Annotated in this window: 8 protein-coding genes; 3 read left to right on the top strand and 5 right to left on the bottom strand. The window is 38.2% G+C overall.

Translation table 11 applies throughout. From position 1 onward, the window contains the following. Nucleotides 1-43: 43 nt before the first annotated feature. The 5 genes from VCM39_RS16915 to miaA all read right to left on the bottom strand — a co-directional run bounded on the left by VCM39_RS16915 (nucleotide 44) and on the right by miaA (nucleotide 7,480). Nucleotides 44-1,531 (bottom strand): DUF5687 family protein, encoded by a 1,488-nt coding sequence (locus VCM39_RS16915; RefSeq protein WP_289293897.1) that lies wholly within the window; start codon nucleotides 1,529-1,531, stop codon nucleotides 44-46. Continuing rightward, complete coding sequence (locus VCM39_RS16910; RefSeq protein WP_322932733.1) at nucleotides 1,528-4,344, bottom strand: M16 family metallopeptidase; 2,817 nt, start codon at nucleotides 4,342-4,344, stop codon at nucleotides 1,528-1,530. Before VCM39_RS16910 ends, VCM39_RS16915 begins: the two co-directional genes overlap by 4 nt. Before the next feature lie 198 nt (nucleotides 4,345-4,542). After that, complete coding sequence (gene kdsA / locus VCM39_RS16905) at nucleotides 4,543-5,346, bottom strand: 3-deoxy-8-phosphooctulonate synthase (RefSeq protein WP_289293894.1); 804 nt, start codon at nucleotides 5,344-5,346, stop codon at nucleotides 4,543-4,545. Nucleotides 5,347-5,458: 112 nt separating this feature from the next. Then, on the bottom strand, nucleotides 5,459-6,388 hold the full coding sequence (locus tag VCM39_RS16900) for a diacylglycerol/lipid kinase family protein (protein WP_007484323.1): 930 nt from the start codon (nucleotides 6,386-6,388) through the stop codon (nucleotides 5,459-5,461). A gap of 171 nt (nucleotides 6,389-6,559) precedes the next feature. After that, on the bottom strand, nucleotides 6,560-7,480 hold the full coding sequence (gene miaA / locus VCM39_RS16895; RefSeq protein ID WP_289293892.1) for a tRNA (adenosine(37)-N6)-dimethylallyltransferase MiaA: 921 nt from the start codon (nucleotides 7,478-7,480) through the stop codon (nucleotides 6,560-6,562). Between the two features lie 329 nt (nucleotides 7,481-7,809). On the opposite strand from miaA, the gene VCM39_RS16890 reads away from it, so the two are divergent. From VCM39_RS16890 to VCM39_RS16880, 3 genes are all read left to right on the top strand, one after another. Beyond that, complete coding sequence (locus tag VCM39_RS16890; protein WP_322932732.1) at nucleotides 7,810-9,852, top strand: hypothetical protein; 2,043 nt, start codon at nucleotides 7,810-7,812, stop codon at nucleotides 9,850-9,852. A 392-nt stretch (nucleotides 9,853-10,244) separates the two neighbouring features. Continuing rightward, nucleotides 10,245-11,663, top strand: coding sequence for an O-antigen ligase family protein (locus tag VCM39_RS16885; RefSeq protein ID WP_321028699.1), 1,419 nt, complete (start codon nucleotides 10,245-10,247; stop codon nucleotides 11,661-11,663). Between the two features lie 52 nt (nucleotides 11,664-11,715). After that, nucleotides 11,716-13,173, top strand: coding sequence for a hypothetical protein (locus VCM39_RS16880; protein WP_303071392.1), 1,458 nt, complete (start codon nucleotides 11,716-11,718; stop codon nucleotides 13,171-13,173). The last annotated feature ends 6 nt before the right edge of the window (nucleotides 13,174-13,179 follow it).

Here is a 13,179-nt window from a genome sequence, read left to right as displayed (position 1 = left end):
GCAGTCTGCTAATCATTTATCACTAAAACGCTAATCACTATTTTTATTCTCTACTGTCTCTGAATCCTTCCATGTTTTTATAGCGGCGTTTCATGAATCGGTTGTACACATTTTTTAGCCAAATGCGTGAAGTAAGTACAAAGCCTAATCCGATGACAAGCAATACCCATGAAGTAGCTGTTTCTCCCAGACCTATTTTCAACAATGCATAGAGTAACAGGGGGATACCGAAAGTGGCAGCGCTAATTAAGCTTTGCAGTCCTGTACCAGCATTTTGGCGACCGGTGATTTTGGCATTCAATGGCATTGTTTTGACATTGTAAACAGCCATTTGGAACAGGCAGAAATAGATGAAACCTATTGTGAATACTGCCCATGAGATAGAAGTCAGTACACTGATTTTACCCATTACCATTGCTGGTATAGTCAGAATAAGCGGGATAAGGATTCCGATACTATACAACATGTATTTTGCACGAAGCAGGGTATAGATAGACTCTTTGCGACTCATAAGTCCGTCAATATAATTACCTTCATAACTCATTATTTGCAGAAGAAATAGGATACCGAAGATTGCAAAGTTGTAAACGGTAATGAAGTTCTTCATACCAGTTCCGTCATATACCTCCGTAAAGCTGAGTAATAAACTGAAAGCAATTACGACCAGAATTACCATGCGGAGTGAGTTTTTACAGGCCTTATTACGTAATAACATTTTCAATTCTAAGCGCATGTATTCACCTACCTCGCCATATTTTTCGAAAAACTTATATTCCGAGGCATTTACTTTCGTGTCTTCCACTTTGTTGAGTTCGGCGTATATCAGTCCGGCCATTAGTTTCCGGTTGATAAACCACATTCCAGTAATGGCTGCCAGAGTAGCGATGAAAGCCAGCCAATTGCCTTCAATATAACCTTCACCCAAATTGATAAAGAAGTTAGTAACTATACTTTTATCTTCAGGAATAAGGATCGCAGCCGCAATACCGCCATATACTAACAGGGGAAGTATAATCCACCAGATACGTTCACTTATGAGTGTTCGGCATAGAAGAAACCAATAATTATTGAAAACTATTAGTAACCAAATACCTGTGCAATAAGTAAATACTCCCCAAAGTCCGAAGAATTTCGGAATTGTGATGATGGCGAACGGCACAAACATAAAGAGCCAGATGAGGTTATAACTACTCAATCCTGAACGGACAAGCAGGAAGTCTATCACCTTATTCCGCCGGACCGGCATCAGGAGGTAGGGCTTTACCTCCTGTGTCGGTGTTTTTTGCAGCGGAAAGCGCAAGATGAAGTCAAGTGCAAGGATAAATACCAGACCACTGTTCAGTACGTGGTAAGGTTCCATGCTATTCGTGTCGAGAGCAAAAGCAAACGTTGTTCCGAAGAATATCAGATATCCTGCCCAGAAAATCGCCATGGCATACATGGCGTATTTTCCGAACCGGTTTTTATCATACATCGGATGCCGCTTGGCAGCCAGCTTACCGTGTTTGCGCAATTCGTTAAAAAGCATCATTTCTTTTCTGGGCTAACCATGGTTACTTCTATTTCATTTTTCTGTTTTAACAGTTCATCAGCAAACTTCTGAATGTCTTTTGTTGTGATACTGTTAACAATGTTTTCATAGTCTTTCACCATATCAACTCCTGTGAAGAGATATTCGTCGATATTTCCCAACCAGTAGTTGTTTTCTTTCAGATCTTCTTTATGCTTTTTCAGCATATACTCTTTTACTTTATTGAGATTAGCTTCTGACGGACCATTTTTAGCCAAATTTGCAGCTTCAGCAAAAATGATTTCCATTAATTTGTCTTTCTTTTCGGGGGCTGTCTCGAAGATGATTTGTAAGAAAGCTTTTTCTTTTGGATATTTGGAAAGGTTGCCACCTACATATACACCGTAAGTACCTCCTTCGTCTTCACGAACTTTCTCTGTATATATCAGATCAAGAATCTGGCTGGTCATACTCATCAGAAGGTTGTTCTTCTGATCGTATTTACATTTTCCATTATATAACACAAGAACAGAAGCTTTGGGAGTTTCCTGTTGTCTGGTGAATTCATTTTTGCAGGTTCCCTTGCGCATTTCCATTTTGGTATCTTTGAATGTCTCTTTACGGTTGATGGCAGGAAGAGCTCCCAAATACTCGGCAATCAGTTCTTTGTCTTTGTCGATGTCTATATTACCAACGAGGATAAAAGTAAAATCACTTGCATCTTTATAGCGGTCTTTGTACATTTCCAAAAGCTTGTCGTAATCAATTTGGTCAATCATGTCAGCTTTCATACGAATGGCTCTTGGATGATGATTGTATACAGTGGCTTGGATAGAATCGCTGAATGCAACAGATGGATTCAACTCCTGGTTTTGCAAAGATGCTTTGCTACGGTTTTTGTAAGATGCGAATGCATCGTCGTCTCTGCGTGGAGCAGTGAATGTCAGATAAGTAAGCTGTAACATTGTTTCAAGGTCTTTCGGAGAACAATTTCCAGTTACACCTTCTGTTTTGTCACCGATACTGTAACTTACTGATGCCTTCTTTCCGGCCAATACTTTTTCAAGGTCTACAGCACTGAAATTACCTAAACCACCCGTACTGATAGCGTCCAATGATTTGATATTGATGATTTCAGAATCGGGGAATAATGAACTACCACCCAGACTAACACCTTTCATACGTATTTCGTCTGCTTTAAAATCTGTTTTTTTTAAGATTACTTTTGCGCCATTGGATAAAGTAAGTTCAGTAGTACCAAAAAGTGGATTTATCTTTTCAGAAACAATCTTACCGCCCTGAGGCTTTTCAGCCATTAATGGCTCATCGGATACTTTGTCAACATAAGCCGTTAATTTCTCTGTTTTAGCGTCGTTAAGCATTTTGAGAACGGCGTCTTTTGTCGGTAATTTGAGTCCTTCTTTTTCGGGACCGAAAATAGCTACTACCTGGTTACTGTCTGTAACCAAAGCTTGCATCATTTGGTTCAATGCTGCTACAGGAATGTTCGGAGCTATCTGGTTGATGATAGCATATTCATTTTCAATGCCTGGAATCGGTTCTTTGTCGAGGAAGTTACGAACATATTCGTTCACATATGTTTCGTTTTTACGTTTATCACGTTCGTTGTATGCAGATTCCAACTGGCGCAGATATTCTGCGCGGGCACGGCCGTACTCTGTCTCTGTGAAACCAAATTGGCGTGCACGTTCCATTTCGCGTAACAAATTAGCAATTCCGTCTTCTACCGATCCTTCTTTACAGACAACTACACCAGTGAAAGCGCTTTTGGTTTTGGCAACAAAGAATTCACCTTCAAAAGTTCCGGCATAAATAAAAGGAGGGTTAGCGGTTTGCGTAAGTTCGTTCAAGCGGGCGTTCAACATGCTGCTGATGAGATTGGTGGCATAGTTTTGTACCATGTATCCCATGTTGTTCTTCTGATCGTCCGGAGTAGCATCGTGCTTGTTGAAGATAAGTGCCTGGATATGGGGCTGTTCTTTATCCTGCTCGATGATTACAATAGGTTCTTTATTATCATTTACCGGATAGTAAACACGTTCGGCTGCTTCAGGTTGTGCAGGAACATCGGCAAACATTGTTTTGATTTTAGCTTCAATTGCATCTACATCAATATCACCAACTACAACGATACCTTGCAAGTCGGGACGATACCATTTCTCGTAGTAATCTCTTAAAGTCTGATACTTGAAGTTCATAACTACGTCCATTGTACCAATTGGGAAACAAGTTGCATATTTAGTTCCGGCAAACATTTGTGGAAGCATTTTTTCCTGCATACGCTGCATGGCACTCATACGCGTACGCCACTCTTCATTGATTACGCCACGTTCCTTATCAATTTCTTTTGGATCCAGGGTTAAATCATTAGACCAGTCATGTAGAATCAATAAACAGGAATCAATAGCTCCCGGAACAGTAACCGGGACATTTGAAATATTATAAACCGTTTCGTCTACGGAAGTGTAAGCATTTAGATTTTCACCAAACTTCACACCGATACGTTCCAGATATTGTTTCAATGCATCACCGGGAAAGTGAGTGGTTCCATTGAAGCACATGTGTTCAAGGAAGTGCGCCAAACCACGTTGATTTTCTTCTTCCTGGATAGAACCGACTTTCTGAGCAATATAGAAATCGGCACGATTTTCCGGAAGTACATTTTTACGGATGTAATACGTCAGTCCGTTATCGAGTTGGCCGATGCGTACGTTCGGGTCGACAGGGATAGGAGGCAATTGAGCAAATGCCTGCTGAAAGCTGCAGCATATAATTACTGCTGCAACAAATAAACCACGAAATAAATGTTTCATATCTAATGAGTTTTAATAAATGTTTTGTACTATCTGTCGGAGGAGGGAAAGATAAATCACAAAAAGTAGTGAATTAGTGATTAATGATAAGTGATAAGTGATTAGCTGGCTTGCGCTATCACTCTGCAAAGTACTTATCACTAATCATTAATCACTTATCACTAACTTACTTATCACCTATCACTAACCCACTTATCACTATTTTATCGCTTCTCTGATTCTTACCAGTTTAGTCAGCAGACCTTCAAGTAAGTCCAATTTCAGCATGTTGGCACCATCACTTTTGGCTACTGCCGGATTCTCATGAGTTTCTATGAAAAGGCCATCCACACCAACAGCAATCCCAGCTTTGGCTACAGTTTCTATCAATTGGGGCATCCCACCTGTGACTCCGCTGGTTTGATTAGGTTGTTGTAAAGAATGGGTTACATCCAGAATGACAGGGAAACCGAAAGTTTGCATTTCCGGAATACCACGATAATCGACTACAAGATCCTGATAACCGAAAGTTGTTCCACGTTCAGTCAGCATAACCTCTTTATTACCAGCTTCTATAACTTTATCTGCAGCAAATTGCATTGCCATCGGAGAAAGAAACTGTCCTTTCTTTATGTTCACCACTTTTCCTGTTTTAGCAGCAGCAACCAGAATGTCTGTCTGTCTGCAAAGAAATGCAGGGATTTGGAGTACGTCTGCATATTCAGCAGCCATTGCTGCTTCCTCAGCCGAGTGAATATCTGTAACGGTGGGTACTCCGAATGTATCATGTACTTTCTTTAATATCTTCAATGCTTTTTCGTCGCCTATTCCCATAAATGAATCCAGGCGTGAACGGTTGGCTTTACGATACGAGCCTTTAAATACATATGGGATTTTTAGAGTCTCAGTGATATTTACTACTTTTTCAGCAATACGCATTGCCATCTCTTCACCCTCTATTACACAAGGACCGGCAAGCAGGAAAAAGTTACCGGAGGGATTGTTCTTTAATTGTTCTATCATAATAAATAATTAGTTAATTTGCCAATACGGTAATTTGTCAATTGTTATGCGTCCTGTTTCTTCGATAGCGCAGGCAATTGGCACATTGGCATATCGGCACATTGAATCATTATTAATTCGGTATAATCAGAGTTATCTTTTCCGGCAGGATACCTATTTCCAGCGGAAAGTGTTTGGGTAAGATCCGTCCATCCAGATCAACGGCAGCATTCTTTGCACGGAGTACTTTAACTTTCTTTGTCCGGTAACTTTTTACTACTTTATGATTTAGTATTCGTCCCTGAATCAGCATCCATAGTCCGGACATGGTCTGCAAGAGTTCCGGACGGTAGATAACCGAAACATCCAGCCATCCATTATAAGGTACAGCACTTGGAGTTTGCCCGTAACCATAGGCACTACCCACACATACGGTCATAATACGCCCCCGAATGTGTTCGTCATTGATGCGGAGATGCATTCTATACAGATTTCGTTCAAAAAATAGCAGGAAGAAGGCTGCCAGGTATGAGAGAAATTTGACTCCTCCCCAGAAACGTTTGGTTCCGTCGGTCACTTTCACGATACGTGCACCAAAGCCGATGTTTATGGCATTGAGAAAGTAACGGCGTTGGTGTTGTTCGCCATCGTAGAAATTACAATATCCTACATCAATTTTTCTCCGGCGGTTGTTGATAATCCAGTCTACTGCCTGTTTGTAGTCCATGCCGATATCCCAGTATCGGGCAAAGTCATTTCCTATACCATTGGGTATGATGCCGATAGCGATACTTTCTTTATGAGTAGCGTTGGAAAGCATTATACCATTGATTGCGTCATTCAGAGCACCATCACCGCCTACTACTACAATGGTAGTGTAGCCATTATTTGCCAGAATTCCGGCAAGTCGTTCTACTGAACCGAAACCTTCGGACTGTACATAGTCGTATGACACACCTTTCTGGTCCATGTACTCTTTGATTTCTTTCCATCGTTTTTGCACCTTCCGTGTTCCGGCTTTGGGATTGTATATTACACCCCATTTTCCTGGTTCTACGCTCATCTCTCTGATCTATTATTTAAAAATCATCTCTTCTGATTAAAAAACTTCCTGCTTAGAGGTCTTTTAATGGAATAGTTCTCGTACTTTATCCTTTTCTTTGCCTTGATTTATATACTTTCTTGCAAAGATAGTATGTGGTTAAAGTATCTGTTTTTTCTGTTGCCAAAGATACTAAATACCTTTGAGCTTTTGCTTTACAAAAGCTATCTTTTCTTCTGTAGGCAACGTTGCATCCACCCAGTGAATGGTGAATCCTCTTCTTTCCATTCCCCGAAACCAGGTCATTTGCCGTTTGGCAAATTGGTGGATAGCGGTTTCCAGTTGGGTGAACATTTCTTCATAAGTAAGTTCCCCAATGGCGTATAGTGTCAGGTATTTATATTCCAGTCCGTAATAAATCAAATCTTCTGCTTTGATCCCTTGTGCAAGCAACTGTTTTACTTCGTCTACCATACCCTCATTCAAACGTTGTCTCAATCGCCGGCTGATTTTTTCCCGACGTAATTCCCGGTCAATATCTACTCCAATGATCAGACTATTGAGTTGTGGAAATTCCCGTTCAGCTATTGGATGCGCGGCATAATACTCTTCTATCTCTATGGCCCGGATCGCACGTTTCACTGTATCTACATCAGTCGAATTGTGCAATGTCTTGTATTGTTGCAGAATTCCGGTCAGTGTTTCCAACGATTTATCTGCCAATCGTGTTCTCAATTCCGGGTTCTCGGGTACCGGCATTAACCGGTATCCTTTCAATACAGACTCCAGGTACATGCCTGTCCCTCCACATAAAACGGGTAGACACCCTTTTTGTTTAATAGTCTCATAAGCTTTCAGGAAATCACGCTGATACTCAAAAACATTGTATTTATAACCAGGTTCCACTATATCAATCAAGTGATAAGGTATTTCTCTACCATTAATAGTATAGTCGGCAATATCTTTACCTGTACCCAGGTCCATGCCCCGGTATATTTGCCGTGAGTCTGCACTAATGATTTCGGTATTTAGTTCTGCAGCCAGTGCGGTAGCAAATGGAGTCTTTCCCGAAGCGGTAGGACCAAGAATGGTAATTAATTCATAGTCTGGCATAGTTGTATTTTTATTGATATATAGATGTCGGCAAAGATAGAAAAAAGGCTGTAAAAAATAGAGTGAAGGAGATAAAATCCTGTTATAAACCTTATAAATATCCTTCCGAACAATAGGGTATAGTATAACTCGTTGAAATCCATATTGTTGAGTGTGCTTCTGGATGCTTTAGGTGGACAATTTGATTTTACCCATCCATCGTTTCTTCTATTTTACACCCAATATAGGTAGAATCGGTATGTTTTTAGAAAAAGAAAGAATATTTTCGAACATGCCACTGTTAGAATGTATCTACTTTTACCGTATAAAAAATTGATAAATCTAAGGCTATGATTTATAATAATAGAGTACTGTTTATCTTCAATGCAGTATGTATATTCTTTTTTTTGTCCTGTTCTTCTTATCCTAAAGAAGTAGAAGAAGCTCTTTCTATGTCGGGTAATAACCGAAAGGAATTGATTCGGGTATTAGAGTACTACAATACTAACGACCGTTTGAAGTTTAAAGCGGCTTGTTTTCTGATAAGTAATATGCCTTATCATAGGAGTAGATATAGCTTGGAATTGCCCGGATCATATTTACAGTACTTTAAAATGGTCGATTCCATAGGACACGTAATTCCTGACGCTAACCACAACGATTCATTGACGAGGGCACTGAGCCGGCAATACGCCCTGCTGTCTCTTCCAACCGGAAAAGTTAACCTGATTAATGATGTTCAACAGATTACAGCTGAATTTCTGATAGAAAATATAGACGCGGCTTTTTATGAGTGGCAACATTCTCCATTGCTTAAAGATAAACCTTTTGATGAATTTAAGGAGTGGATTTTACCATATCGTACAGTAGATGAGTCTTTTGTCGGGAATAAGCCAATGTTAAGGTCTGTCATTTATGATAAACTGTTGGTTAGTAATAGTGGGAATATTTATGCTGCTATTGAGAACTATAAGAAATACGTCGGATGGCAAAAAGAAATGAATAAACATGTAACTTCTGAAAAACATATAGGACCATTCGATCTTTTTATTCCTGCATTCAAGATGGATTGTAGTAATCTGGCTGCCCGTACCTGCAACTATTTTCGTGCCTGTGGCATACCCACAGTGTATGAGTTCACCCCACAATGGCCTGATAAAGACAGTAGTCATTATTGGTGTGCATCTCCTGATTCTGCCGGTATACTTTGCCCCTATACTCCTCCGTATAATAATTTATGGGAAGACTGGCCATTGGACTTGAAATATACCGGGAAGGTGTATCAACGAACATTTGGTGTAATGAAAGATTCTCCTTATTTTCTAAAAAATGAGACTGAGATGCTTCCTTCTGTGTTTGATACTCCCACTATAAAAGATGTGACGGAAAGATACCATACGTGTATTGAGATTACTTTGCCAATGAACATACATACTTCTAATAATCTGGCTTATCTCTCTTTTTTTAACACTCAAGGAGAGTTGTCTCCTGTGGCATGGGGTAAGGTTTCCCATTGGAGGCATCGTGTAACCTTTCGTAAAGTACCTGTTAATATGCTTTTCTTTCCATCTTATATGTCGGAAGACGGACAAATGGTTCCTTTCGGAAAACCTTTCATTTTAAAGAAAGATAGTGTTTTCAAGCATATTGTTAGAGAAGAGTTGCAATCTGATACGAAATCTACTGTCCGGATGCGTTTGCTACGCAAATATCCTTCCAAACGACATTTGGCAAATGACAGGAAAAATCTGAAAGGTACACGAATTTTGGGTTCTGACCATTGGACGGGCCCTTTTGATACTTTACAGATCATTCGTGAAGTTCCGGATTCATATTGGCAAGAGTACTTATTGAATAATGATAAGAAGTATCGTTATTACCGGCTTCATCGTGACAGTATGCCAGTTGATATAGCTGAATTGGAATTTTTGGGAGAGGAAATTTCCGGGCATCGCACCGATATTCCGTCGGCATTACCGATACTCACAATTACCGATGCACCTGTGGAAAACAAACCGTTGAAGAAAATAAATGGTGAGCCGATGCATACGGGAGTTTTGTATTATAAGGCCTATGATAGTGATCCGGAAACTTTTGCAAGATGGGGTTTCTTTGGTATGGACTTCAAACGTCCTGTTTGTATAACCCATATTCGTCTTTTGCCACGTACTGCAACGAATATCATAGAGCCAGGATACCGTTATCTGTTATTGTATTATCACGAAAATCAATGGGTTGAATTGAAAGAGATAGTTTCTAAATATAACTTTTTAGAGGTTGATTCTGTTCCCGCTGGTACCATTTACTGGTTAAAGAACTTAGATAAAGGTAAAGAAGAATTACCTTTCTTTTACATGGACGGACGGCAGGTGTTTATAAATGAATTTATGTGATTGTATTGATCTCTTTTATAAACCGGCAAACTTATATATTGTGTTTATTAAACCAACTTAATGTAATACTGATGAAAATTTGTATAGAATCATGTTTACAACAAAATCGTAATTATTGTTTTAAGATGATATTCGCTTGTATCTGTTTTCTATTTATAGGCGCTGTTTATTTTATACCAGATTTATGTGCCGACAGATTTCATACTCCGGTTCTACTATGGACCGGATGCTTGTTGGGTATATTGGGGATTATTATATCTATTTTGGAATACAGAGGGATAGTACTTTATATACCTGTTTTTTTGATTATTTTATATCTATGTTGGGGAGTTGGTTGGCTGTTTACGTCTTCTTTAAATTATTACTCTGTCAGTCTCTTTTTTATTGATAATATGATGTTATTACTGTTGTATTATTATTTTTCACATTATCAATATTACCTCCCTTTTTGTTTCTTGTTAGTAATTTTGGCCGGTAGTTTATCTTTAGTAGCTTTCTTACAACTATTCGGTATTTGGCAGTCTTATAGTTCTGTGTTTATCATAACAGGTACATTTGATAACCCTGCTGGTATTTCAGCTATATTAGTTGCTCTGTTACCATTTACTTTTTACTTTTTTTTCGTAAAAAGCAAATTACAACGAAGACTGTCTGTTATAATTTGTGTAATGGTGGTGATTATTATTCTATTGTCTAATGCCAGAGCGGCTATATTGGCAATGGTTGTTGGTTTGGGATATTTTTTTAAGAGAAAATTTCTGTTTATATGTTGCATTGGATTATTATTGGTGTTGCTCTATTTATTAAAGCCCGATTCTGCCAATGGAAGATTTGTAATCTGGCGATGTTGTGTTCAGGCAATTATTGATAACCCTCTGTCAGGAACTGGAGAGTTTAATGTTTGGTATATGCTAAATCAAGCGAATTTTTTTGTAGCACATCCCAATGAAATATGGGCGATTTTGTTAAGCGATAATATTCATCATCCTTTTAATGAATATCTAAAAGTTATGGTGGAAAGAGGACTGATTGGTTTGGTCCCGATTATCGGCATTATGGTATATTCTGTTAGTAACTATTGTAGACACATCACTCCAGAAAAGAAGTGTGCATATTGGAGTCTTGTTGCAATAGCAATATGCTCTTTGTTTTCATATCCGTTTGAATATGAGATTATAAAAATAGTGTTTATATCTTCATTCTTTATACTGGTAATTCATCCTTTTATATCAGATAATAACAGAAAAGTGAAAGTAAAAGTATGTAGATGGGGGATATTTCTTCTTTCATCCTTTCTTTTTGTAAATGTATTCTATCAAGGATTCTATGACATTCTATGGACTAATTTATTAAAGTGTGGAAATTCCTGTGATGCAAAAATGGAGAGTGAATATGATAAACTGTATCAAAATTCTTTTTTAGGTCAACAGTCTGCTTTTCTATATAATTACAGTGTTGTGTTATATCAAGCCGGGAAATACAAAAGAGGCAATGATATTTTGTTGGAATGTAGTAAAAAAATGAATGATTATGATGTGCAGCTACTTCAAGGATATAATTATTTGGAAATGGAAGATCTGCCTCGTGCAGAAGAGTCTTTTAATGTAGCATCTAATATGATTCCTTGTCGCTTGGTACCTTTATATGAACTTTTTCGAATATATGTGTCCACTGGAAGAGACTATTTGGCTCTGGAGACTGCACAACATATCATTAATATGCCTGTTAAAATAGTTTCGACCAAAACTAACTTTATAAAGAAAAAAGTTGGTAATTATTTGGAACAGGCAAGGAAAGGAGGTGTTTTATGATGTAATCAAGAAGCTACAACATTAACCTATAATTAATTAAAAATAAAAAAACATGAATCATTTAAGAATTTTAAAAGGAGTATCTTTAATCATATTACTATTGTGTGCATGTACGGAGGACTATGATATTCTGACAAATAAATCAAAGGATAGCAATATAAAGTCATATCTTGATATTGCGATAAACTGGTATAATCAGCAGCAGATAACTCATGAAGCGGAAACTCGCAGTGACAATCTTAATGTGAATCCTATTCCGGTTTTATCGGGGAGTCCCAGTTGGCAATATTATGCTATAAACAGGAATGATTCCTTATTAGTTGTGGATGTAGATTTAACGGATCGTGTATGCCAGGATTTTGTTACGAAAGAAAATTGGGATTTCTACCAACAGACAAAAGAATGGAAATATCGTCGTTCATATACTCATTTTGTATATGTAAAAAACTATAAAACAAATACAGAAACAGGATTTTTGATGACTATTATTCCGTCTAAATTTTATACGAAAACTCATGCTGACAGGATAAATAAGAATACATATCTCCATCGTGATAAATATTTGTTCGGTTCTGTTTTATTCCATGACTTAAATGGTAAATTTGTAAACGGATGGAAATACGAAAGAGGGAAAGTTGTGGGTAAAATACGTAAAAAACGTTGGGATGACTTTCCGAACGCGGATAGGCTGGTTTTCCGATCAATACCTGCACGGTATGAGGTAGCTCCTCAACTTTATACTCCACCTACTACGAGAGCTGGAATGGAAGACGATCCGCTCTATGATGGTGGAACATTCCCGGACATAATTGTGACACCTGATCCTAAACCGAATTGGGGTGATTTTCCTTCTGGTGGAGGTTGGATTGATCATAATGATGACAATATCCCTCATAATAATGAGGATGGCTATAACCATGATAATGACGGGTATATCAATGAACCTCATGATGGCGGTTCTGGAGGTTATAATCCTCCTCCACTTACTCCACCTGCAAAAGGAAAGGATTTTGAATCTAAAATTGGAGATAAAATTGTGGTTGGAAAATTGCCGGCAACAATGGATAAACAGTTACCTAATACTTGCGTTACTTCTATAATGGAGTTGGTTTATATTATTTTTGGAGATGGTATTAACAAGAAGAAGGATGAAGGACAGTTAATTCTTGATTACTTAAGATTGGCAAACTCCAAGGGAAGAAATCTTTCTCTTGAGGATTTTATGAATAGTCAAACAGGAGGTGTAGAGCTATCCTTATTAGCTGAATTTGTAAGTGAGAATTTTGATTTGAATCCTTTTTCCGATTTTAAGAGTTCCATTGATAGAGGCGATGTTGTTATGGTAGATATCCCTTCAGAAATGTTTAATTCTGCACACAATGTATTGGTAATAGGGTATCATACGAATGGTGATCTTATTTATATGGATCCTGAAGTAGGACATTGGAGAGAAGCTCCGGAATCATTCTTTTTGGGTGATTATTATTTTAGTATATCTAATTTGAAATAAATTATT

This window comes from Bacteroides mucinivorans (assembly GCF_034654355.2).
Classification (GTDB): Bacteria; Bacteroidota; Bacteroidia; order Bacteroidales; family Bacteroidaceae; genus Bacteroides; species Bacteroides nordii.
This window is presented reverse-complemented; position numbering and strand designations above follow the sequence as displayed.